Here is a 24298-nt window from a genome sequence, read left to right on the forward strand (position 1 = left end):
CCGAACAACACTATGTTGACTGACACAGTAGCCTGCTCAGCATGCCTACGAAGTCAGAAGCGACGCTCCGCGAGGTCTTCGCGACGGGTGGGCGCGCCACCATCGGCGTGCTGGCGGGGCTCCAGGTGCTCGACAGCGTCGACGGCGTGATGTTCGTGGTCTTCGCGCCCGAGATCCGCGCGTCGCTCGGCATCGGCACGGGAGCCGTCGGCGTCCTCGGTGCATTGGCCGGCGTGATGGTCGCGGTGGCCGCGCTGCCGCTCGGCCTGCTCGGCGATCGGCGCAGCCGCACGAAGATCGCGGGTGTCGCGACCTTCGTCTGGGCCGCCGCGGCCGCGCTGCTCGGGCTCGTGCACGGCCTGTGGCAGGCGGTCGCCGTCCGGATCGTGGCGGGCGCCGGCAAGGCGAATGAGGGGCCGATCCAGTCGTCGCTGCTCACCGACGCCTACCCGCGGCAGGTGAGGGGGCGCGTGCTCGGCCTGCACCGGGCCGGTCAACCCCTCGGCATCGTCATCGGTCCGCTCGTGGCCGCGGCGTTCGCGGCGGCGATCCCCGCTCAGCACGAGCCGTGGCGGTGGGTGTTCGCGTTCCTCGCCGTGCCGGCCCTGCTCCTCGGCATCGCGGCCTACCGCCTGCCGGAGCCACCCCGGCGCACGACGACAGGCGGAACCTTCAGGGAGCTGAGGAAGATCCGCACGTTCACCGGGGTGATGGTCGCGCTCGGGGCGTTCGGGGTCTCCGTCACGACCGTGCCGATCTACCTGACCGTCATCCTCGAAGAGCAGCTGCACCAGGGCGCGGCGGCCCGTGGCGTGATCACGTCCGCGTGCGCGGCCGGCGGACTGCTCGGCGCCGCGCTCGGCGGGATGGTGAGCGACCGGTTGTTCCGCCGCTCGCCGGGGGCGTGCCTGCACCTCGCGGCCGGCGCGCTGGCCGTGCTGGGCATCGGGTTCGCGGCGCAGGCCCACGCGCCGGACGTCACCACCTACGTCGCGATCGGCGTGCTCACCCAGGCGATGACGTTCGCGGGCATCGTCCCGCTCAGCCTGGTGGTGGCCTCGGTGACGCCGGAGGAGTTCCGGGCGACGGCGTTCGGGCTGGTCGGGGCGTTCACGGCGGTGGTCGGCGGCCTCGGCGGCGCAGTCCTCACCGGCGTGGCAGAGAAGATCGTCGGCGCGCAGGGCGCGGTCGTCCTCGTCGCCCCCGCGGCCTCCGTGATCGCCGGGCTGGTGCTCGTCCGGACCGCCGGGCACGTGCCGGCGGAGGTCGTACGATGATCGCCGTGAACTCCCCTGGGACGCGCCGGATCGACGAGATCGGTGACGAGAGCCGCCGCCGCATCCTGGACGCCGCCGAGGAGCTCTTCGCGGAACGCGGGTTCGACCGGACGTCCTTTGTGGACATCGCAAAGCGGTCGGGCATCAGCCGCGGCTCGATCCCGTGGCACTTCAAGAACAAGGACGGCCTGGTGATGGCCGTGGTCGAACGGGCGGTGGCCAGGATCTGGCCCGCCGAACGCTACGAGGCGGTGCCGTCGCTGGCCGAGGTGTTCGGTGAGACGGCGGAGCTGCTCCGCACCGGCAACTCCGCGCTGGTCTTCATGATCCTGGTCGAAGCGCTCGGCGAACGGGGCGTCGTGCACGACCAGTACCGCGAGTTCTTCACCCGCAGGCGTGCGGGCATCGAGGAACTGCTGCGCCTCAAGCGTCCCGCGGGCGTCGATCCCGGCCGAGCCGCCGAGCAGGAGCGCACCGCCGCCGTCGCGTTGAACGGCGCGCTCCTCGGCATCCACCTCCAGGCACTGGTCGACCCCGAGACCGTCGACCTCGACGCGGCACTGGTGTCGATCGCGACCATGTTCGACCGCAACCTCGCCGACGTCTGGCGCTAGCGGAGCCGGTCGAGGATCAGGTCGATGTCCGCCTCGGACGTGCGGTGGTTCGTGATGCACGCCCGGATGCCGCGTTTCCCCGCCACCACAACGGGTCCGAGCAATGCGACGTTCTCGGCGGCCAGCCGCTCGAGCAGCTCGGTGTGCTGCGCGGGCGTGCGGCCGTCGACCTGGAAGCACACGGCGGTCAGCGTCACGGGCGCCAGCAACGTCAGGCCCGGCGTCTCCTCGATGCCCCGACCAAGGCGTTGGGCCAGCTCCAGCGTCCGCTCGTTGGCGTCGCGGAACGCCTTGACCCCGAACGCCTGCAGCGCGCTCCACACCTTGAAGGCCTTGAAGTTACGGGAGAGCTGCGGCCCGTAGTCCATGTAGTCGGTCATCAGCGGGTCGTCGGCGACCGTCAGGTACGAGGAGTCGAACGCGTGGGCGTCGCGCAGCTTCGCCCCGTCGCGGACGAGCAGGCACCCGGCCTCCAGCGACGCGTACAGCAGCTTGTGCGGGTCGAGCGTGATCGAGTCGGCCCGCGCACACCCGCCCATCAGGCCGCGCATCCGTTCCGACAGCAGGAAAAGCGCCCCGTAGGCACCGTCGACGTGCAGCCAGAGGTCTTCCGCGGCGCACAGGTCGGCGACGGCGTCGAGCGGATCGACCGAGCCGGTCGAGACCGTGCCGCAGGTGGCGACGACGCACCACGGCCTCAGCCCGTCCGCCCGGTCCTGCTCGAAGGCCTCGCGCAACGCGGCGACGTCCATGCGGTGCTGTGCGTCGGTCGCGATGTGGCGGACGTTGTCGAGCCCGATGCCGAGGATCGCGGCGGCCTTGTCGACGCTGCGGTGCGCCTCGACGGAGGTGTAGACGACGAGCGGCGCGGCGTCGCGTTGCAGACCGGTGGCGTGGAAGTCGGGCACGCGGTCGTGCAGTGCGGTGGCGAGCGCCTGCAACGTCGCGAGCGAACCGCCACCAGTCAGGATTCCCTTGGCGCCACTGGGAAATCCAACGATCGAGGCCAGCCACTCCAGCACGGACCGTTCGACCACGCTGGCCGCCGGGGACAGCTGCCAGAAGTTGCAGTTCTGGTTCAGCGCGGCCGCCACCGCCTCGGCGTAGGGCGTGATCGCGTTGGGCGGGCCGAGGACGTAGGCGAGGAATCGCGGGTGCGCGACCGTCGTCGAGCTGGGCAGGATCGTGTCCTCCCAGCGGTCGAACAACGCGTCCACGCCGACGCCGTGCTCCGGCATCGGAGCGGCGAGCAACGCGGACAGCGCCTCCCGGTCGGGTTCCGGGAGGATGTCGGCCTTCACCAAGCCGCGCTCGTAGCCGTCCAGCAGCGCCAGCAACCGCGCCCCTGCCCGTTCGCGTTCGTCGTCGGTCAGCAGAAGTTCGTTCACACCAAGCAGATTAGGCTGCAAGGTCTGGCATGCGATTGCTACTTCAGCCCCGCCATGCCCAGTTCGTGGCATGATCTGCCAATGGATCGGATCGATCGCGCAATCATCCGCCACCTCCAGGAGGACGGCCGCCTCACCAACACCGAGCTCGCGGACAAGGTGGGCCTCACGCCGTCGCCGTGCCTGCGGCGGGTGCGGGCGCTGGAGGAGGCCGGGGTGATCACCGGCTACCACGCCGCCGTCGACCCCGCCGCGCTCGGCCGCGGCTTCCGGGTGCTGCTGCACATCGACCTCGCCGTCCAGGACACGGCGACCATCGAGGCGTTCGAGGCGAAGATCGCGGAGATCGACGCCGTCGAGCAGTGCGTGCGGATGTTCGGGCAGCCCGACTACCACCTGTGGATCGCCGTCGCCGACATCCAGGCGTACGAGCAGCTGTACATGTCGGCGCTCACGAGCCTGCCCGGCGTGGCGCGCACGAACTCGCAGTTCCCGATGAAGACCGTGCTACCCCGGTAGCACAGGCGCTCGCACGCTACGGAGGTAGTGCGCGGAGTCTGTGCCTCGGTACGACGATTCGCGGACGCCGTTTTCCTAGCGTTCGGGCATGCTCAAGAACCGTTCTGCCCCAGCGCTCGTCGCGGGTGCGTTCGTCCTCATCGGACTGATCGGCTGGTTCGCCGGGTGGCACCTCGGTCTGGACAGCTCGGTCTACCGCTCCGGTGCGCTGGCGGTCCTCAACGGCGAGGCGTTGTACGGCCACCTGACCGCGACGCCGCACTGGGCGGTCGACCTGCCGTTCACGTACCCGCCGATCGCGGCCGTGCTGTTCGCCCCGCTCGCGGTGCTGCCGACCCAGCTGGTGTGGGCGGTGTTCTGCGCGGCGACCGCGCTCGGCGTCGGGGCCGTGCTGCGCTGGACGACGGGACGCACGCCCTCGTTGCCGCTGCTCGCGGTGGCGTTCGGGCTCGAACCCGTGTGGCGCACGCTCGGGTACGGGCAGATCAACGTGCTGCTGATGGCGTTGGTGGTGTTCGACCTGCTGCGCCCGCACCGCTTCTCCGGTGTGCTGATCGGCGTCGCGGCGGCGATCAAGCTGACGCCGTTGATCTTCGTGCTGCACCTCGCGGTCACCGGCCGCTGGAAGGAGGCGGGGCGCGCGCTGGCGACGTTCTGCGGCCTGCACGCGCTCGGGTTCCTGCTGCTGCCGGGCGACTCGCTGCGGTACCTGGGTTCGGCGATGCTCAGCGGCAACAAGGCCTCGGGCAACGGCTACATCACCAACCAGTCGTTGTCCGGTGCCGTGCAACGCCTCACGGACGGCGCCTCCTGGGCACCGGTCCTCGTCGCGGTGCTGTCGGTGGCGTGCGTGGTCGTCGCGGCGGTCATGGCGCGGCGGACGTTCCTGCGCGGCGACTCCGTGGGCGCGATGCTGATCACCGCGGGCTGCGGGCTGCTGGTCAGCCCCATCTCGTGGTCGCACCACTGGGTGTGGGTGGTGCCGCTGGTCGCGATCCTCGGCCGGACGTGGGTGGCGGCCGTGGTGTGGGTGGTCTTCACGACGTGGCAGCTGTTCGTCCCTTCGGGCAACGCCTTGCTGGACAACCTGTACGTCGTCGCGGCGCTCGCCGGCGGTGCGCTGTGGTGGGCACGCGTCCGCAGCGGTGTTGATGTACGTTCGGGGCGCGTGCACTACCTGCTGGGGCGGTGAATCGGATGAGACGGCGGGAGTTCCTCTCCGCGGGCGTCTCGGTGCTGTTCACCTCGAAGGATCTCGTCGCCACCCCGCCGGGACCGAAGTGGCAGCGCCTGCGCACCAGGGCGACGGCCGCCGTGGCCGTGCTGGTCGTGATCCTCAACGCGGCCTACCCCCGTGGCGCCCTCACCGACATCTCGACCTGGTGGCTCACGGCCGTGAGCGTGACGGCGGTGCTGCTGAGCCTCCGCCACCCGCTGTGGTCGTGGCGGATCACGACGGTGCTGCTGGTGCCCGCGCCCACCCTCGTCACCGGGCTCACGACGGTCTGGAACTGGCCGTGGACGCCGGGCATGCTGCTCGCCGCCGGCACGACCTTGTTCGCGGCCGCGCGGAGCTACCGCCAGGTGGTCCTGGTGTGGCTCTTCATCGCCACGATGGTCGCGGTGTGGCTGCCGCACCGCCTGCACTCCGAGGAGTACGTCGTCGCGGCCGTCGTCATGGGGGGCGTGCTCGTCCTCGGCAACGCGATGCGATTGCGGCGCATCGCCGAGGCCGAACGGGCCGTGCAGCAGACGAAGGCCGCCACGCTCGTGGAACGCGCCGTGATCGCCCGCGAACTGCACGACGTCGTGGCGCACCACATGTCCGTGCTCGTGCTCCGGGCGGGCAGCGCGCGCTACCGGTTCGCCGACCTGCCACCGGAACTGCTGACCGAGTTCGACGAGCTCCAGGCCACCGCCCGCGAGGGCCTCACCGAGATGCGCCGCCTGCTGGGCGTGCTGCGCGACGAGGACGGCCGGGTCGAGACCGCTCCCCAGCCACGCGTCGAGGAGATCTCCGAGCTGGTCACGCGCCTGCGGGACGCGGGCGTCGCGGTGTCCCTGGAGACCAGCGGCGTGGGCGGGGTGCCGGACGGAGTCGCGCTGTCCGCGTACCGGATCGTGCAGGAGGCGCTGAGCAACGCCGTCCGGCACGCACCGGGTTCCACTGTGGACGTCCGGATCACCGCGCTGCCCACCGAACTGCGGCTGACGATCACCAACAGCGCCGCCACCGAGCCCGCGCAGCCGTCCGACGAACGCCCCAAGCACGGTCTGCTCGGCATGCGCGAACGCGTCACGGCCCTGCGCGGCACGTTCCGCGCGGAGCCCGAACGCGAGGGGTTCGTCGTCGCCGTCACCTTGCCGCTCAACGGGAACGAGGAATGACCGGGTGGACATCAAGGTGCTCATCGCCGACGACCAGACGATGGTCCGGCAGAGCTTCCACGCCGTGCTCAACGCACAGCCGGACATCACGGTCGTCGGCGAGGCGGGCAACGGTGCCGACGCCGTCCACGCCACCACCCGCGACCGCCCGGACGTGGTGCTGATGGACGTCCGCATGCCGGTCATGGACGGCCTGGAGGCCGCGCGACTCATCCTCGGCGACCCCGACCTGGACGCCCGAGTCCTGATGCTCACGACGTTCGACATCGACGAGTACGTCTACGGCGCGCTGCGGGCGGGGGCCAGCGGCTTCCTGCTGAAGGACGCGCCGCTGGAGGACCTGGTCAACGCCGTGCGGGTGGTGGCGGCGGGCAACGCCCTGTTCGCCCCGGCCGTGACGCGCCGGCTGATCGCGGAGTTCGCCGCGCGCCGCGACCCGGTGGCCCCCGAACGGGCCAGTCGCCTCACCGCGCAGGAGCTGAAGGTGCTGCGGCTGGTCGCGCGCGGGCTGTCGAACACGGAGATCGCGGCCGCGCTGGTGATCGTGGAGCAGACGGCGAAGACGCACGTCAGCAGGGTGTTCGCGAAGCTCGGGGTGCGGGATCGGGCGCAGGCGATCGTGGCGGCCTACGAGATGGGCGTCGTGGTGCCGGGAGAGAACTAGGCGAGGTCCTCGGCCTGCAGTTCCGCCCGCGACGACACCCCGAGCTTGCGCAGCACCCGCGCGGCGTGCTGTTCCACCGTCCGCGGCGACAGGAACAGCACGTCCGCGATCTTGCGGTTCGTGTGCCCGGCCACCAGCAGCCGCGCGACCTCCTGCTCGCGCGGCGACAACGCGTCGCCGTACCCGCGCCTCCCCCGCCGCGACGGTTTGCCGCCGCCGATGCTGCGCAGCTGGTGCCGGCACCGGGCCGCGTCGCGGGTGGCGCCGAGCCCGTCGAACGTGTCCACCAGCGCGGACAGGATCTCGGCCGCCTTCTCCTGGTCGCTCACCAGCAGACAGGCGGCCTCGCGCTCCGCGACCAGCGCGGTCAGATAGGGCGCGGGCAGCGCCGAGTACCGGTCGGCGGCCTGACGGTAGAGCTCCAGGGCCTCGTCCTGGCCACGGGCCTCGGCCAGCTGCCCCCGGCACCAGGCCAGCGCGGCGAACGCCATCGGCGCGTCCCGGCCTTCCACCCCGGCGGCGATCTCCTCGATCAACGTCTCCGCGTCGGTCTCGCGCCCGGCCGCCAGGAAGGTCGCGACGGCGACGGGGCCGAGTTCGGTCGCCCACACCCAGACGCCCTTGCCCCTCACGATCGCCAGGCCCCGGTCGACGTCCACGCAGGCACGGATGACCTCGTCCTGGGCGAGCATGGTGCGGGCCAGGGCCGCGCAGCCCGCGATGGCGACCGGGGTGATCGACTCCTCCGGGGCGAACGCGCCGGTCTCGGTCAGGTAGCTGGTGGCCTCCGCCCACTCGCCGCGGGCCGTGGCGAGCGAGCCGAGGATCAGGCACAGCTCGCTGGCCAGCGGGAACAGGTCGCGGTACTCGTCGAGCAACGTCTCGGCGCGCTCGGCGAGGCCGTCCCAGTCGCCGGTCAGCCAGTCCAGCCGCGCTCGCGTCGCGTGGGCCGTGCTGGCGGTGAACGGGGCTCCGCACTCGGCGGCGAACCGCAGGCCGTCGCGCAGCAGGTCGGCGCAGAGGGCGAAGTGGCCGGTGGTGGTCAGCGCGTCGGCCAGGTTGCAGTGGGCGCGGGCGAGCTGGCGCAGCTCACCGGGGGTGGAGGCGGGCGAGAACTGCCACGACGGCAGCACGGAGGGGTCGCCGAGGTGCATCTTGGAGCCGACCTCGTTGGCGTACAGGGCCATCTTCTGCTCGAGGTCGGTGGCGGACTCCCTGGCGGCGCTGACGCGGTCGAGCCACGGCTGGACCTCGTGCAGAGGAGTCATGCCCAGGTAGGACAGGCCCAGCACGGCCTCGCCGCGGGCGGCCAGGTCCGGCCGTTCGGTCAGGTCGGCGACGGCCCGTTCGAGCTCCGAGCGAGCCTCCTCGATGCCGCCCGCCTGGCGGATCAGCAGCACGCCCCGGTAATGCCGCACCTGCCCGCGCGCGGCGGTCGAGAGGCGCCGGTCGGAGAGCAGCCGTTCCAGGGTCTCGGTCGGATCGAGCTGGTCGAGGCCCTGGTGGGCGATCTGGCCGAGCTTGATCGCGAGCCGGTCGACGTCGGCGGCGGGCACGGCCGAGTCCACCAGCAGCTTCTGCAGCAACGCCGTCGCCGTGCCCGCGTCACCTATCTCCACGGCCCGGTCGGCGGCGGCCTCGCCGTACCGCAGCCACGCCGCCGTGCTCCCTGCCCGTTCGGAGTGCTCGGCGAGCTGGACCAACGGCCTGGGTTCGACCTGGTCCAGCACCTCGACGGCCCGTTGGTGCAGCTCGGTGCGGTCAGGTCCGCTCAACGTGTCGTACACGGCCTGCTGGGCCAACGCGTGCCGGAAGCCGTACCGCCGTGGACCGACCTCGTGCAGCACGTGACCCGTGAGAGCGTGCGTCAACGCGGCACTGCTCTCGCCAAGACGTGCGACGGCACCCAGCAGCTCCACCCCGGCAGGCGCCCCCAGCACGGCCGCGGCCTGCACCAGCCGGGCGGCGTCGGACGGCAACGCGGCCAGCCGTTCGGCGATCGCGTCGCGCAGCAGCACCGGGACGTCCACGTTGTCGAGCAGCCGCCGGGCCGTGGCACCGTCGGCGTGCACCGCGCCGGCCGGGTTCCGCAACGCCCGCAACGTCTCTTCGACCACGAACGGAATACCGGCCGTGCGTTCGTGCAGCTTGGCGGCGAACTCGGCCGACACCGGTTCGCCGTCGAGGATCGCGGACGTCAGCACCCGCACCTCGGCCACGTCCAGCGGCTCCAGCTCCAGCAACGCGCTGGTGATCCCGGTCGGCGGCCGGTACGCCGACCCGAGCGGCACCCCGCCCGGCACGTCCTCGCGCCGGTACGTGACCACGATGGACAGATTCGCGGGCGGATCGCCCATCAGGAACCGCAGCAGCTGCCGCGACCCGTCGTCGGCCCAGTGCAGGTCCTCCACGACCAGCAGCACCGGCCCGAGCACGCCCAGCAGCTCCCGCAGCGCGCGGAAGAACCGGTGCCGGTCGGCGCGCGGATCACCGGTGGACGGAGGCGCGTCAGGCAGGTAGGAGGCCAGTTCCGGCAACGGCCCGGCGAGCACGCCCGCCACGGGGCTCAGCCGCGAGTGGTTGCGCGCCAGGCGTTCCGTGCAGTCGCGCAACGCCTCCAGCACCGCGCCGTACGGGAACGGCTCCCCCACCGGCTGGCAGTGGCCCATGAGGACGGCGATCGGCCCGAGGTCGGCGTCGAGCAGCTCGCGCACCAGGCGTGACTTGCCGACGCCCGCCTCGCCCTCGATCATGATCACGGCGGGCTGGCTGGGCACGGCGGCCCGCAGCGCGCCGAGCTGGTCACCTCGCCCCACCAGCACCGGCGAGCTGGTGCGCATCAGTCCGGTGGGGTCGCAGCGTCGCGCCCTGGACTTCGGTGTCCGGCTCATCCGCATCGATGTTAGGTGAAAGACGGGTATCCCTACGTAGAGATATCCGGATTGTTCGTCGTTCCCGCCCGACCGATGGTGATCGGCACGTGCCGCCCATCCCTGCCGTGGCGGCCAGAACGGAGAACCCGAGATGCGACTCGATCGCACAACACGAGTGCTCGCGGCGACGGGCCTCGGCCTCGCCGTCGCAGCGGCGGTGAGCAGCCCGGTCCTTGCCCAGACGGGCTCGATCCAGAAGACCGCGCAGCCCGTCGCGGGCAGCTACATCGTCGTGTTCAAGGACGGCGCCAGCGACGCCCCGACCACCAACGCGAAGGCGCTCGACCTCGCCCGCAAGCACGGCGGCAAGGTCAGCAACACCTACGTGGCGTCGGTGCGCGGCTTCGCGGTGAAGCTGGACGAGGCGGCGGCCAAGCGGCTCGCGGCCGACCCGTCCGTCGCCTACGTGCAGCAGGACGGCTGGGCGCGGATGTCCGACACCCAGACCAACGCGACGTGGGGCCTCGACCGGATCGACCAGGCGAACCTGCCGCTCGACCAGAAGTACACGTACCCGAACACCGCCTCGAACGTGACCGCGTACATCCTGGACACCGGGATCTACAAGCAGCACACCGAGTTCGAGGGCCGGGCCAAGGACGGCTACGACTTCATCGACAACGACGCGGACGCGTCGGACTGCCAGGGCCACGGCACGCACGTCGCCGGCACGGTGGGGTCGAAGACGTACGGCGTGGCCAAGAAGGTCAACCTGGTCGCGGTCCGCGTTCTCGACTGCTCGGGCAACGGCCAGTACTCGCAGATCATCAAGGGCATCGACTGGGTCGCGCAGAACGCGAAGAAGCCGGCCGTGGCGAACATGAGCCTCGGCGGCGGCGCCGACTCCACTGTGGACAACGCGGTGAAGCGCGCGATCGCGGCGGGCGTGACGTTCGGCCTGGCGGCGGGCAACAACAACGGCGACGCCTGCCAGACCTCCCCCGCCCGCACGCCGGAGGCCATCACGGTGGCCGCCAGCGACTCGGCCGACAAGCGCTCGATCTACACCGGTGGGCAGGCCTCGAACTGGGGCTCCTGCGTCGACATCTTCGGGCCCGGCTCGAACATCACGTCGACCAAGAACGGCGGCGGCACCACGTCCATGGGCGGCACCTCGATGGCCACCCCGCACGTCGTCGGTGCCGCTGCTCTGTACGTGTCCGCGAACCCGAACGCCACCCCTGCCCAGGTTCGCGACGCGCTGGTGAACAACGCCACGACCGGCAAGATCACCGACCTGCAAGGGTCGCCGAACAAGCTGCTCAACATCAGCTTCATCGGCGGCGGTGGCCCTGACCCCGAGCCGTGTGCCGCGGCCACCAACGGTGACGACGTGTCCATTCCGGACAACAACACCGCGGTGTCCTCGTCGGTGAACGTCACCGGCTGCACCGGCAAGGCGTCGAACGCCACCAAGGTGAAGGTGGACATCAACCACCCGTACACCGCCGACCTCGCCATCGACCTGGTCGGTCCGTCCGGCGCCACCTACAGCCTCAAGAAGGCCAAGGGCGCCACCTCGGCCGGCGGCGTGCACGAGACCTTCACGGTCGACGCCTCCGCCGAGAACCGCAACGGCACGTGGAAGCTGCAGGTCACCGACGTCTGGACGTACGACGCCGGGAACATCGACTCCTGGACCCTGACGTTCTGACGAGCTCCGGAAGGACTTCCCATGCACCGCAAAACCTGCGGGCTCGCCGTTCTGGCCCTGGCGTCGGCCGTGCTGGTCACCCCGGCACAGGCGGCTGAGGCCGACTTCGTCAAGGCCGAGAACCCCTCGGCCGGTGGCAGCTTCATCGTGTCGCTCAAGCCGGGCGCCGCCATCCAGGCGTCGTCCGAGACCCTCAGCAAGAAGTACGGCGGCACCCTCGACACCGTGTTCTCCCGTGCCATGCGCGGTTTCCAGGTCACGAACCTGACCGAGGCCGCGGCGCGCAAGCTGGCGGCCGACCCGGCCGTCAAGGCCGTCTACCAGGACGGCACCGCGAAGGCGCTGGACGTGCAGAACAACCCGACGTGGGGCCTCGACCGCGTCGACCAGGCGTCGTTGCCGCTGGACAAGAAGTACAACTACCCCAGCGGTGGCGCGTCGAACGTGACGGTCTACATCACCGACACGGGCGTGAAGACGAACATCGCCGACTTCGAGGGCCGCGCGTCCGTGGGCGCCGACTTCATCGAGGACGGCCAGAACGGGCAGGACTGCTCCGGGCACGGCACGCACGTGGCCGGCACGGTCGGCTCGAAGACGTACGGCGTCGCGAAGAAGGCCAAGCTGGTCTCGGTCCGCATGCTCGGCACGAGCTGCACGGGCAACGGACCGGACTCGGCGGGCGTCAAGGCCATCGAGTGGGTCACGGCGAACGCCCAGAAACCCGCCGTGGTCAACGCTTCCTGGACCTTCGACACCCCGGACATCGGCAACGACGCCATCGCCGGCATGGTCGCCTCCGGCGTGCAGATGGCGGTCGCGTCGGGCAACAGCTCGACCGACGCCTGCTCCACCGGACCGGCGAAGATCTCGTCGCTGATCACGGTGAACGCCACCTCGTCCAACGACGCGCGTGCCTCGTTCTCGAACTACGGCACCTGCACGGACATCTTCGCGCCGGGTGACAACATCACGTCGCTCGGTCTGAACGGCGGCAGCACGAACATGTCCGGCACGTCGATGGCCACCCCGCACGTCGCGGGCGTCGCGGCGCTGTACCTGTCGGCCAACCCGTCCGCGAGCCCGCAGGCGTTGCGCGACGCGCTGGTGAACAACGCCACCTCCGGCAAGGTCACCAACCCGGGTTCCGGTTCGCCGAACAAGCTGCTGTACAGCGGGTTCATCGGCGGCGACCCGAACCCGCCGCAGTGCGGTCCCGGCACGAACGGCGACGACGTGTCCATTCCGGACACGAACACCGCCGTCACGTCGTCGGTGACGATCTCGGGCTGCACCGGCAACTCCACCGCGTCGGCCACCGTGAAGGTCGACATCAACCACACCTACACCGGCGACCTGGCCATCGACCTGGTCAGCCCGTCCGGCAAGTCCTACGTGCTGAAGAAGGCGGGCGGCGCCTCGTCCTCGGCGGGGGTCCACGAGACCTACACCGTCGACTTGTCTTCCGAGGCGCGCAACGGCACCTGGAAGCTCCAGGTGAAGGACGTCTACACCTACGACACCGGCAACATCGACACCTGGACCCTGACGGTCTGATCCCACCACGATGAAGAAGAGCCCCGGAGCCACAACGGCTCCGGGGCTCTTCCCTGTTCCCCCTGCCAGGGGAGCTAGCGGGTGACGGTCAGCGAGAACGTCGTCGTGCCGGTCTTCCCGTCGGCGGACTTCGCCGTGATGGTGATCTGGTAGGTGCCGGGCGGGGTGGAGAAGTTGGTGAAGATCCAGACGTTGCTGCTGCCGTTCTGGCCGATCGTGGCCGGGTTGAACGAGAGCTGCGCACCTGTGGGCACACCGGAGGCGGTGAGCGTCAGGTTCCCGGTGCCACCACTGGCCTTCACGACGGTCTGGCCGAGCAGGCCCTGCTTCACGGTGGCCGACGACGGCGTCGCGGTCACCTTGACCTCACCGGTCGGCGGGTCGGTGCCCTCGACCGTCAGCGACACCGTGGTCGTGGCGGTCTTGCCACCCGAGTCGGTGCCGGTGACCGTGATGCTGGACGTGCCGGCCGCCGCGGTCGCCGAGACGTCGAACGTGACCTTGGCCGAGCTGCCCGCGCTGATGGACGTCGGCTGGAACGTCGCCTTCACACCGGTCGGCACGCCGGACGCGGAGAGGTTGATCGTCTGGCCGTCGCCGTTCGACGAGATCGTCGTGGAGACGTACTTGCCCTTGGCCGCCTTGACGCTGCTCGGCGACGCTCCCAGCGTGAAGTCGCCCGGCTGCGGGTCGCCGCCGCCGGTGACGGTCAGCGAGTACTTGGCGGACGCCGTCTTGCCGCTCGACGTCGTGCCGGTGACCGTGATCTCGTAGGTGCCGTTCGGTGCCGAGGTGGTGGCGTCGAACGTGACCTTGGCCGAGTTGCCGGTGGTGACCGACGTCGGCTGGAAGACCGCCTTCACGCCGCTCGGCAGGCCGGACGCGGACAGCGTGGCGTTCTCCGCGCCACCCGAACCCGCCGTGGTCGTGATCGCCGCGGACAGCGTCTTGCCCGCCGCGACCGAACCGCTGCCGGGCGCGACCGTCAGGCCGAAGTCACCGACAGGCGGCTGCGAGCCGACCTCGGTCTTGACCCAGTCGCCCATCTCGTTGTCGAGGCGGCCGTAGATCGAGTACCACTTGAAGTCGGAGCGGCTCCACGACGCGACGCCGTAGATCTTGCCGTCGAAGACCAGCGGGCCGCCGCTGTCACCGGGCAGGATCGTGGTGCGGCCGTCGTTGTAGCCGGCGCAGATCATGGTCGCCGACTTGAAGCCCGCGCCGACGCCCTGGCAGACGCTGTCGCCGTTGACGACCGGCAGGCTCGCCTTGTCGAGGGTGACGTCCGCCGAGGTGTCGTTGAAGTCCTTCTTGCCGTAGCCGAAGCCGACACCGGTCTTGCCCGGCGCGGCACCGCCGGAGTCCGCGGACGTGGCGAACTTCGGGTACGCGGCACCGCCCTTGAGCGCGATGTCGCGGTCCACGGTCACGACGGCGACGTCGAAGCCCTGGTCGAAGTTGACGTACTTCGGGTGCTTCTTGTAGCTCACGACGTTGACGGCGAACCCGGTTCCGTTGCCGTTCTCGTAGTCGGCGAGGTCGTCGAGCCCGTAGACGAACTTCTTCTCCCCCTGGGCGTCCGCGCAGTGCGCCGCGATGAGGATCTTGCGCGGTGCCACGACCGTGCCGGTGCAGGTCTGGCCCTGCGGCCGGGTGCCGCCGGCGCGGATGCCCGCGATGATGCCGGGGAACTCGCTCACGGTGGAGTTCTGCCCGCCCGCGAAGAAGGGCGAGGCGTCACCGAGGTTGGCGGGGACGGTGTCCCCCAGGTAGTTCGCCGCAGGGGCGTTCGGTGCGGCGTTCGCGGTGCCGACGGGCGTCAGCACCGAGGCCGCGACCAGGGCCGCCAGGCCCCATGACCGTGTTCTCGTCACGTTGGTTCCTCTCCGGATCTCAGGAACGCCCACCTCAGGGCAGGGACGGCGGTCGTTCGCTGCGATCACTGTCGGAGCAGGGCACGTGCGGAACAATCAGGGACGGCATCCGTAGGGGTACGGAACTTTCACCACCTACGGTCGGCGGAAGATCGTGATGGAGTGCCCCACGACGTCGATCGGGACGCTCGTGTCGATCAGTTCGTTCAGGAACGCGTCGGCCTTCGCGATGGCCGTGTTGGACACCACGAGCAGCCCGTGCACCTGGTCGGCGGCGACTCCGCGCGGGTCGGTGGCGCGGATGCCGTAGTACTCGGGCACGCCCGCGCCCTTGTAGACGAGCCACGTGCGCTCGTCCGGGTAGCGCTTCAGCCGTTCGGCGAGCCTGCCGAGGTCCTGGCCCCAGTCGACGTTGGAGTCGTGCAGGTGCAGGTGGGTCTTCGACGGGCCGCCGAACAGCTCGTTGGAGTACGGCAGGTAGTACGGGAACGTCCACAGTGAACTCGCGGCGACCATGACGACGGCGATCCTGGCGTACCGGCGGTGCGCGACGACCGCGGCGGCGACGGCGAGGAACATCGGCACGAAGATCGCGTACCGCACGCCGAGGTCGCGGCTGCCGGTCATGGCGACGGCGAGCAGCACGGCCGCGGGCGCCAGCACGTACTGCGCCGCCGGGCGTCTGAGCAACGCCACCGTGCCGGCCGCCCAGAGCAGCAACGCGCCGAGCGGTGTCTTCACCAGCAACGCGGCCGGCAGGTAGTACCAGCGCGAACCCTCGTAGTGGGTGCCGAAGAGGTACCCGCCCCAGACCCGGTGCTCGAACCCCGTCTGCACGCGGATCCCGTCCAGGTAGGCCTGCACGAACGAGACAGACGGGTCCACCGCGACGTAGGAGATCCAGACGACGGTGGTCGCGGCCAGCAGGAAGCCGAGCGCGGCCCGCCACCGGGACTGCCACAGCACGAGGGCCAGCAGCACCGGCACGGCCGCCAGGGTGTTCATCTTCGTCGCGAGCGCGGCACCGAGCGCGAGCCCGGCGAGCGGCAGGTTCAGCGCGGGATCGGTGCGCGACCGCCACAGCAACCAGGCCGAGGTGAGCACGAACCCGGCGGCCGGAACGTCCAAAGTGGCCAGTGAACCGTGCGCGATGAGGTCCGGCGAGAACGCGTACAGGGCGAGGGCGAGCGTGCCGCCGGTCCGGCTCTTCGAGATGTCGGCGGCGAAGAAGTAGACGACCAACCCGAACAGCAGGGTCAGCGCGATCATCGGGAGTCTGGCCGCGAGCAGCAGCGTGCCGGGGTCGTGGCCCGACTCGTAGAGCAGGTGCCTGCCCAGCTCGGTCTGGTCGCCCTGGAAGCCCGGCTCGAGGGTGACGCCGGTGAACGCGAGCCCGGTCGCCATGATCAGCTTGCCCAGCGGCGGGTGCTCGGGGTTGTAGCGCAGGCTGTGCTGCTCGGCCTGGACGACGGCCGCGCCGATGTACACCGGTTCGTCGATGGTCGGGGTCTGCTGAACCGCGGTAGTGATCATCGCGATGGCCATCTGGGCCAGCAGCACGGCCGTGACCAGCACGAACGGCCAGCGCCGGGGTGCCTGCGCCGGCACTGGCGGCAGGGGCACCGCGGCAGGGCGGCTGATCGTGGCGAGCGCCAACTCCGCTCGGTCCTTTCCGGTGGGTGAACGTGACCCGGTACTTCCCGAAACGGGATGCCCGCTCGTTCGGTTGCTTCCCCATTTCGCTACAGATTGTTGCCGAAGCCTCTGGCAACTTTCAGCTACACCTTGTAGCTTTACTGGCCCCCGGACGAGGGAGACCAGCCGTGACCACTGTGAACACCCGCCCCGCGATGGCGGTCCTGGCCGCGTTGGCCGTGACGATCGGCGCGCTGGAGAGCATTCCGTTCCCCGCGCTCCCGCTGCTGCAACGCGAGCTCGGCCTCGACCCGGCCCAGGCGGGTCTGCTGTCCACGACGTTGATCATCACGTCGGCCATCACCATGCCGGTCGTCGCGAAGATCGCCGACGACCGCGGCGGCCGCCGCACCCTGCTCGTGCTGACCTGGTGCATCGTCGCCGGCGCGGTGCTGTCGGCGTTCGCGACGACGTTCCCGGTGATCCTGCTCGGCCAGTTCCTGCAGGGACTGGGCGGCGGCGTGCTGCCCGTGTCGTTCGTGGTGGCGCGGCAGCTCTTCCGCGACTCGACGCCGGTGGCGGTCGGCGTGCTGACCGGCCTGTTCACCGTCGGCACCGGCCTGGGCGTGCTCGCAGCCGGACCGCTCGCCGACGCGTTGTCGCGGCAGTGGATGTTCCTGCTGCCCGCGATCGCGGTGGCCGTGGTGGCGCTCGTGGCGCCGGCTGTGCTGCCCGGTCCGCAGACCGTCCGCCGGGTGCGACTGGACTGGCTCGGCGGCGCTCTGCTGGCGGTGGCGCTGGCCACGCTGATGCTCGCGCTCTACGTCGCGCCGCAGGGGCTTGCCGTCGCCGCGGTGCTGTTCGTGCTCGCACTGGGGTTCGGCGCGGGCTGGGTCGTGGTCGAACGGCGGTCCGCGCATCCGCTGGTGGACCTCGGCATCCTGCGGGCGCGCGGGGTGTGGACGGCGAGCCTCACCGCCGCGGCGCTCGGGGCGAGCTACTCGGCGACGTACTTCCTGGTGCCGCAGCTGCTCACCGGGTTCGGCGCGACGGCCAGCGAGATCAGCCTCTACCTCTTCCCCACCGTGCTGGTCGCGGTCGTGGTCGGACCGCTGTCCGGGGTGTTCGTGCGCAAGGCGGGAACGCGGTTCGTGCTGGTGGCGGGCCTTCTGTTGACCGCGCTGGGCACGTTGTTCGTGGCCGGGTGGCACGAGGTGCCGTGGCAGCTCGTGGTCGGGCTGCTGGTGACGCTCGGGCTCGGCGTCGGCACCGCGTCCACCGCCACCTACACCTCGGTGATCACGTCGGTGGACCCGCAGGACACCGGGGTGGCGGCGGCGACGTGCGGGATCGCGCGGGCGATCGGCGCGGCGCTGGGCGTGCAGGTCTCGGCGGCGCTGCTCGTGGCCGGAGGGTCGTTCCGGCTCGGGTTCCTGCTGGCGGCCGTGGTCGTGCTGGTTCCGCTGGTGCTGCAACGGAAAAAGCGTTCCCCTGAGGCCGTGGCGCAGGTCTAGCCTGCGGGAATGGCGCAGATCGACGACATCGCAGCTGAGACGGGCTTCTCCGGCGTGGTGCGGGTCGACCGCGCCGGGGAGGTCGAGTTCGAAAAGGCCTACGGGCTCGCGAACCGCGCGTACGGCGTGCCCAACACCGTCGGCACGCGGTTCGGCATCGCCAGCGGCGGCAAGGGTTTCACCGCGCTGGCGATCCTCTCGCTCATCGACGAGGGCAAGCTCGCGCTCGCCACCACGGCTCGCGAGATCCTCGGCGACGACCTGCCGTTGATCGCCGCCGACGTGACGGTCGAGCACCTGCTGACGCACACCTCGGGCATCGGCGACTACCTCGACGAGGAAGGCGACTGGGACGCGAACGACCACGTCATCGGCGCGGTGCACGAGCTGACCACGACCGAGGCCTTCCTGCCGTTGCTCGACGGCATTCCCACGAAGTTCCCGGCGGGAGAACGGTTCGGCTACTGCAACGGCGGTTTCGTGGTGCTCGCGCTGCTGGCCGAACGCGTCAGCGGGCGCGGCTACCACGACCTCGTCCGCGAGCGGGTGCTCCAGCCCGCCGGCATGACCCGCACGGACTTCCTGCGCTCCGACGAGTTCCCCGGCGACGCCGCCGTCGGCTACCTGGAGGGCTCGGACCGCACGAACGTCTTCCACCTGCCGGTCGTGCCGAACGGTGACGGCGGCATCCACACCACCGCGGGCGACATGACGAAGTTCTGGCAGGCGTTGTTCGCGGGCCCGCACGCCGAGGTCGCCACGCGGCCGCGCCACCACGTGCCCGAGGAGTCGCTGCGGTACGGGCTCGGGTTCTGGCTGCACGAGACCACCGACACCGTGATCCTCGCCGGCTACGACGCGGGCGCGTCGTTCAAGTCCACGCACGACCCGCACACCGGCACGACGGTCACCGTCCTGTCCAACACCGCCCCCGGCGCCTGGCCGATCGCCCGCGCGCTCACGTGAGCAGGCACTGTTCTGAACGGGTGAAGGATGCGAACATGTGTTCGTGAGCACCCCGATCCTGCACGCCGACCTCGACGCCTTCTACGCGTCGGTCGAGCAGCGGGACGCGCCTGAGCTGCGCGGACGCCCGGTGATCGTGGGCGGCGGGGTGGTGCTGGCGGCGAGCTACGAGGCCAAGGCGTACGGGGTGCGCACCGCGATGGGCGGGGCGAAGGCACGCCGGCTCTGTCCACACGCGATCGTCGTGCCGCCCAGGTTCTCGGCGTACACGACGGTGAGCAAGGCCGTGTTCGAGGTGTTCCGCGACACGACACCGCTGGTCGAGGGCCTGTCGATCGACGAGGCGTTCCTCGACGTCGGTGGCCTGCACCGGATCGCGGGCCCTCCGGAGGTGATCGCCGCACGCCTGCGGGCGGCCGTGCTGGCAGAGGTCGGGCTGCCGATCACGGTCGGGGTGGCGCGCACGAAGTTCCTCGCCAAGGTCGCGAGCGGGGTGGCCAAGCCGAACGGGCTGCTCGTCGTGCCGGCCGAGGGCGAGCTGGAGTTCCTGCACCCGTTGCCCGTCGAACGGCTGTGGGGCGTCGGTGACGTGACGGCCGCCAAGCTGCACGGGCTGGGCCTGCGGACGGTCGGCGAGGTCGCGAAGCTCGGTGAGACCGCGCTCGTGTCGATGATCGGCAAGGCGGCGGGCAGGCACCTGTTCGCGTTGGCGCACAACCACGACCCGCGTCCGGTCCAAACAGGACGGAGGCGCCGGTCGATCGGGTCGCAACGCGCGCTGGGCCGTCGCGAACGCACCCGGGACGACCTGGACGCGATCCTCGCGTCGTTGGCCGACGGCATCTCCCGCCGGTTGCGGACGGCCGAACGCGCGTGCCGGACGGTGATCCTCCGGTTGCGGTTCGCGGACTTCAGCCGCGCGACCCGCTCGCACACGCTCCGGCATCCCACGACCGAGACCGAGGTGCTGCTGGCGGCGGCGCGGGAGTTGCTGGCCGGGGCGATGCCGATGATCGAGACCCGCGGCATCACGTTGCTCGGGCTGTCGCTCACCAACCTGCAGAACGACACGCCGATGCAGCTGGTGCTGCCGTTCGAGGAGCGCAAACCGGCCGCGCTCGACGCCGCGCTGGACGTCGTGCGCGACCGGTTCGGATCGAGGTCCGTGACGCGGGCGGCGCTGCTCGGCCGTGATCCGGGGATCTCCGTGCCGTTGCTGCCCGACTGACCTACATCAGGTGGATGGGCACGACGTTGCCGCCGCCCACCACGAACTTCACCTGGCCGATCGCCTGCCCGTTCGTGCCGATCTGCAGCCGCAGATCGGAGTGGTTGTTCTGGCGGCTCAGGAAAGCCGCCTCCGGCAACGGGATCACCGCCGTCTTCCACGTCTCGGTGCCGGTGTTCGTGACGAACGCCGAGTCGCGGTAGGCGTTGTTGCCGACGTTGCCGTAGGAGTCGTACTGGATGTTCCAGGTCGCGGTGCCGCGGTCGAAGTACGTGACGTGCGCGGCGGCCTGGTAGGCGCCGCCGGGCACGACGCTGTCGTCGAGGTCGAAGTACATGAACGGGGACGCGGATCCCGTGGTGGTGCGCCCGGTCCTGCCGCCGACGGTGATCGGGACGGTCCGGCCGTCGTCGCCGTCCTTGATCCACGCGCCGTGCGGGACGTCGGTGCCGCCGAGGTCCGCGCCGACGACCGCCTCCGTCGAGGTGCCGATGCCCACGGCGAAGAGGTGCATCGCCGGGTTGTTCGGCACCTGGGCCGGCGCGATGTCCGGCAGGACCACGTACTTCACGGTCTTGGCCGGGTCGAGCGGCGCCCACGCCAGGTAGACGTGCACGCGCTGATCCTGGCGGGTGCTGTTCGGGCCGACGTTGAGGTAGGGCGTGGTGGCGGCGATCGACGTGCCGGGCAGCGCGCTGCCGGACCACCAGTCGGCGAACGACAGCGAGTAGCTCTGCGTGCTGCCGTCGGCGTAGACGATCGTGCCGGGGGCCGAGGTGCTGCCGAACGCGCTGGAGCCGAGGAAGCCGAGCAGCCTGCCGGAGCCGTTCACGGGCACGACCTGGCCGCCCGCCACGACGTTGTTCGGCACGTTCGGCTGCGGCCAGGTGAAGCCGATGCCGCCGACGCTCACGGGTCCGGGTGCCAGGCCTGCGGCGGCGAGGGCCTGGGCCGAGTAGTTCAGGCCGCTGCCGTCGAACGCGCCCGAGACAGGTTGGTTGTCGTTGGAGATGCCGGTGTTGGTGAAGGCGGCCTGCACCGAGCCGTACGGGACCTTGACCGTGCCGTCCGAGGTGAACGTGCCGAACGCCGAGGTCGCGGTGAAGCCGAGCTGGTACGAACCCGGTGTCGAGGTGCCGGTGACGTTCCAGCGGACGGTGACCGACGCCCCGGCCGGAACTCGGTCGAACGTCGTCGGGGTCGTCGGCGTCGCGGTCCAGCCGGTCGGGGTGGTGATCGCGACGGTCAGCCCGCGCACGTCCGCCGCGCTGCCGTTGGTGAACGTCGTGGTGGCGACGCTGGAGGTCCCGGCTGCCAGGATCGACGGAACGGTGCTGGTCAGCGTGCCGCTGACGATGATCGGCGCCGAACCGGAGACGCCGTTCACGGTCGCGGTGATGGTGGCCGCGCCGTCCTTGACCGCCCGCACGATCCCCTGCGCGTCGACCGAGACCACGGCGGGATCGCTGCTGCGGTAGGAGACCTGCGCACGGCTGAGGTCCACAAAGGTCTGGTCGTCGTTGACCGCCTCGACCACGCGATCCGCCGTGACGGTCGTGTCGGTTGCCAGCCAACGGTTCCGCGCTCGGAGGTCGAACGTCTGCCCCGGCTTGTGGACCACGGCCTCCGGTTGCACGGTCACGTGCTTCACCTGCGGCGTCACGGTTCCGCTGACCCGGACGTCGAGCCGTGAGGTGATCGTGGCGGCGTCCGTGCCCAGCCGGAACTGGTAGGTGCCCGCCGGGACCGTCTCGCGCTTGCCCGCCGTGTCCCACTGGGCGAGGTCGCGGATCTTCACCGGCAGCACGACCCGTTGCGTCGCACCGGGTTGCAGCAGGCCGGTCTTCCGGAACGCCGCCAGTCGCTGCCGGGGAACGTCACCGGTACCCGCGCCCGGAGTGGCGGCGTAGAGCTGGGCGACCGTCGTTCCCGCCCGTGAGCCGGTGTTCGTGACGTCGAGGCTCACGTTCACCGTGTCGTTCGGTGAGGCCGTGGCGCGGTCGACGGTCGCGTTGGCGAAGCGGAACGTGCTGTAGCTCAGGCCGTACCCGAACGGGTAGGTCGGCGTGCCGGTGAAGTACTGGTAGGTGCGGCCGAGGCCGCCGGTGCCCGCTGCGTTGAGGCGGTAGTTCTGCATCGGCGGGAGCTGCGAGTCGTCGCGGTACCAGGTGAAGTTGAGGTGCCCGTCCGGGTTCTGCCTGCCGAACAGCACGTTGGCGAGCGCGGTGCCCTGGCTCTGGCCGTTGTAGCCGCTGAACACGACCGCGGGGACCTTCGCCTGGTCGAACGTCACCGGCCCCATCGCCTGGATCGCCAGCACCGTGCGCGGGTTGCCCAACGCCGACACCTGGTCGATCAACGACGTGTAGTTGCCCGGCATGGCGATGTTCGGCCGGTCCTTGCCCTCCCGCGCGACCTCCATGTCCGTGCCCGCGAACACCACGACGAGGTCCGCCGCGCGCACCGCGGCCCTGGTGGCGTCCGACAGCACCGCCGGGCCGGTCGCGGAGGTGGACGTCGAAGCCGCGTCGAAGAGCACCGACGCGCCCGGCAACGCGGCCTGGATGCCCTGCACGGCGTTGACCGTGTGGGTGGGCTTGCCGCTGTACCCGCCGAGCGTGACCTTGCCCGCCAGGTCACCGAGCACCACCACCCGCGAGGTCCGCGCGGGGTCGGCGGGCAGCACGTTCTGGTTCTTCAGCAGCACCACCGAGTTGTCGGCGACCTTCGTGGCGAGCGCCTGGTTCGCGGGGCTCTCCAGCACCGACCTGGTGATCTTCGTGAAGGCAACCCGGTCGGCCGGGTCGAACTCCCCCGTCGCCATCCGCGTCGTGAACACCCGCACCAGCGACGCGTCGAGCACTCCCTCGGACAGGATGCCCGCGTCGATCGCGGCCTGGACGTTGGCGAGCGTCGCGTTGGCGCCCTCGCAGTTGAGCTGCGTCCCGGCGCGGAGCCCCCACGCCAGCGCTCCCGCCGCGGCCGGGATCTTGCGGCCCGTGGACGTCTGGGTCCACACCACCTGCGCGCCCTCGATCGCGGAACGCCAGCCCGGCGCCGCCCAGAGGTGGCCGGTGGGCGGCGGCTGCCAGACGGTCGCGATCGCGTCGCAGTCCGACACCGAGTAGCCGTCGAAGCCGTAGGTGCGTTGCGCCAGCTGGTTCACGAGGTAGCCGTGCACCGCGCCGGGCGTGCCGTTGATCGAGTTGTACGACGTCATCAGGCCGCTGGCGTGGTCGTGCTCGATCAGGTTCTGGAACTGCTTGAGGTAGTACTGCCGCAGGTCGGCCTCGGTGGTCGCGGAGTTGCCGGAGAGCCGGTCGTCCTCGACGTTGTTGAGCGCGTAGTGCTTCAGGGTCGCCGCCACCTTGAGGTACGGGGTGGTGGCGACGCCGTCGATCGTGTTGCCCTGGTAGCCGTTGACGAACGCGCCGGCCATCTTCGAGACCAGGTGCGGGTCCTCGCCGAAGCCCTCGTCGGTGCGGCCCCAGCGCGGGTCGCGGTCCATGTTCACGGTCGGCGCCCAATAGGTCAGGTCGCCGTACTCGTTCACGTCCGGGCCGATGTTGTTCTGCGCGTTGCCGAACAACGACTTGTCCAGGAATCCCCTGGCCTCGTCGGAGATCGCGGTCGTCTCCGCGTGGACCAGGGCCGGGTCCCACGACATCGCGGCGGCGAAGTTCACCGGGAAGCTCGTGGCCTTCACGTTGTCCACGGATCCCTGGCCACCGCCGCCGGCGTCGCCGCCGAGCCGGTTGATGCCGTGCTGGCCCTCGCTCCAGTACGTGTACTGCTGCACGCCGAGCCGAGGGATCGCCGGGGCGTTGTTGGTGTGCAGCTGCCGCACCTTCTCCGGCAACGTCATGCGCGCCACCAGGTCCGCCGCTCTCTCCGCGAACGTGTACCGGGTGTCGCGGTAGATCGGTGTCTCCGCGGCCGCGACGGCCGGGACCGACGCCGCGACACCGCCGGAAAAGGCAAGCGCGGCAACGAAAAAGGGCAGCAAGCGACGCGACATGGGGGGCCTCCGCCAGGACCGGAGTGAGCCTTCGTAACGCAGAGTTCACGGTTCCGCCGATCGCGGACA

16 protein-coding genes are annotated in these 24298 nt (G+C 70.7%); 11 read left to right on the forward strand and 5 right to left on the reverse strand.

Annotation, left to right across the window (positions count from 1 at the left end):
* Positions 1 to 41: 41 nt before the first annotated feature.
* Together ACQEU1_RS08540 and ACQEU1_RS08545 are read left to right on the forward strand one after the other, a co-directional pair.
* A complete protein-coding gene (locus tag ACQEU1_RS08540; RefSeq protein WP_433198043.1) occupies positions 42 to 1277 on the forward strand; it encodes an MFS transporter in 1236 nt (411 codons plus the stop codon).
* Between the two features lie 5 nt (positions 1278 to 1282).
* Positions 1283 to 1891 carry a TetR/AcrR family transcriptional regulator gene (locus ACQEU1_RS08545; RefSeq protein WP_433198045.1) on the forward strand — a complete coding sequence of 203 codons (609 nt, stop codon included), beginning with the start codon at positions 1283 to 1285 and terminating at the stop codon, positions 1889 to 1891.
* Here ACQEU1_RS08545 and ACQEU1_RS08550 read toward each other — a convergent pair.
* A complete protein-coding gene (locus tag ACQEU1_RS08550; RefSeq protein WP_433198047.1) occupies positions 1888 to 3279 on the reverse strand; it encodes a pyridoxal phosphate-dependent decarboxylase family protein in 1392 nt (463 codons plus the stop codon). The genes ACQEU1_RS08545 and ACQEU1_RS08550 overlap by 4 nt on opposite strands.
* An 81-nt stretch (positions 3280 to 3360) precedes the next feature.
* Here ACQEU1_RS08550 and ACQEU1_RS08555 point away from each other — a divergent pair, with 81 nt between their 5' ends.
* The 4 genes from ACQEU1_RS08555 (at position 3361) to ACQEU1_RS08570 (ending at position 6850) form a co-directional block, all read left to right on the forward strand.
* Positions 3361 to 3798: an Lrp/AsnC family transcriptional regulator gene (locus tag ACQEU1_RS08555; protein WP_433198049.1), complete on the forward strand. Its 438-nt coding sequence runs from the start codon at positions 3361 to 3363 to the stop codon at positions 3796 to 3798.
* Between the two features lie 88 nt (positions 3799 to 3886).
* Positions 3887 to 4990: a glycosyltransferase 87 family protein gene (locus ACQEU1_RS08560; RefSeq protein WP_433198051.1), complete on the forward strand. Its 1104-nt coding sequence runs from the start codon at positions 3887 to 3889 to the stop codon at positions 4988 to 4990.
* 5 nt (positions 4991 to 4995) lie between these two features.
* A complete protein-coding gene (locus ACQEU1_RS08565; protein ID WP_433198053.1) occupies positions 4996 to 6186 on the forward strand; it encodes a sensor histidine kinase in 1191 nt (396 codons plus the stop codon).
* Between the two features lie 4 nt (positions 6187 to 6190).
* Positions 6191 to 6850 (forward strand): response regulator, encoded by a 660-nt coding sequence (locus ACQEU1_RS08570; protein WP_433198055.1) that lies wholly within the window; start codon positions 6191 to 6193, stop codon positions 6848 to 6850.
* On the opposite strand, the gene ACQEU1_RS08575 is transcribed toward ACQEU1_RS08570, so the two are convergent.
* Positions 6847 to 9741, reverse strand: a complete 2895-nt coding sequence (locus tag ACQEU1_RS08575) for a helix-turn-helix transcriptional regulator (RefSeq protein ID WP_433198057.1) — start codon at positions 9739 to 9741, stop codon at positions 6847 to 6849. The two genes, ACQEU1_RS08570 and ACQEU1_RS08575, sit on opposite strands and share 4 nt — an antisense overlap.
* A gap of 133 nt (positions 9742 to 9874) precedes the next feature.
* Here ACQEU1_RS08575 and ACQEU1_RS08580 point away from each other — a divergent pair, with 133 nt between their 5' ends.
* Both ACQEU1_RS08580 and ACQEU1_RS08585 read left to right on the forward strand, forming a co-directional pair.
* Positions 9875 to 11437 (forward strand): S8 family serine peptidase, encoded by a 1563-nt coding sequence (locus ACQEU1_RS08580; RefSeq protein ID WP_433198059.1) that lies wholly within the window; start codon positions 9875 to 9877, stop codon positions 11435 to 11437.
* A gap of 21 nt (positions 11438 to 11458) precedes the next feature.
* A complete protein-coding gene (locus ACQEU1_RS08585) occupies positions 11459 to 12994 on the forward strand; it encodes a S8 family serine peptidase (protein WP_433198061.1) in 1536 nt (511 codons plus the stop codon).
* A 74-nt stretch (positions 12995 to 13068) separates the two neighbouring features.
* Here ACQEU1_RS08585 and ACQEU1_RS08590 read toward each other — a convergent pair whose 3' ends face one another.
* A complete protein-coding gene (locus ACQEU1_RS08590; RefSeq protein ID WP_433198063.1) occupies positions 13069 to 14868 on the reverse strand; it encodes a trypsin-like serine protease in 1800 nt (599 codons plus the stop codon).
* 135 nt (positions 14869 to 15003) lie between these two features.
* Positions 15004 to 16524 carry a phospholipid carrier-dependent glycosyltransferase gene (locus ACQEU1_RS08595; protein WP_433198065.1) on the reverse strand — a complete coding sequence of 507 codons (1521 nt, stop codon included), beginning with the start codon at positions 16522 to 16524 and terminating at the stop codon, positions 15004 to 15006.
* Positions 16525 to 16691: 167 nt separating this feature from the next.
* On the opposite strand from ACQEU1_RS08595, the gene ACQEU1_RS08600 reads away from it, so the two are divergent.
* The 3 genes from ACQEU1_RS08600 to dinB are packed head-to-tail and all read left to right on the forward strand — an operon-like array spanning position 16692 to position 20211.
* Positions 16692 to 18017: an MFS transporter gene (locus ACQEU1_RS08600; protein WP_433198067.1), complete on the forward strand. Its 1326-nt coding sequence runs from the start codon at positions 16692 to 16694 to the stop codon at positions 18015 to 18017.
* Between the two features lie 9 nt (positions 18018 to 18026).
* A complete protein-coding gene (locus tag ACQEU1_RS08605) occupies positions 18027 to 18983 on the forward strand; it encodes a serine hydrolase domain-containing protein (protein ID WP_433198069.1) in 957 nt (318 codons plus the stop codon).
* Positions 18984 to 19020: 37 nt separating this feature from the next.
* Positions 19021 to 20211, forward strand: a complete 1191-nt coding sequence (gene dinB, locus ACQEU1_RS08610) for a DNA polymerase IV (RefSeq protein ID WP_433198071.1) — start codon at positions 19021 to 19023, stop codon at positions 20209 to 20211.
* A 1-nt stretch (position 20212) separates the two neighbouring features.
* On the opposite strand, the gene ACQEU1_RS08615 is transcribed toward dinB, so the two are convergent.
* Positions 20213 to 24229: a glycoside hydrolase family 3 C-terminal domain-containing protein gene (locus ACQEU1_RS08615; RefSeq protein WP_433198073.1), complete on the reverse strand. Its 4017-nt coding sequence runs from the start codon at positions 24227 to 24229 to the stop codon at positions 20213 to 20215.
* Positions 24230 to 24298 lie beyond the last annotated feature (69 nt).

Origin of the sequence: Lentzea sp. CA-135723, from assembly GCF_050936595.1 — a bacterium.
GTDB lineage: Bacteria > Actinomycetota > Actinomycetes > Mycobacteriales > Pseudonocardiaceae > Lentzea.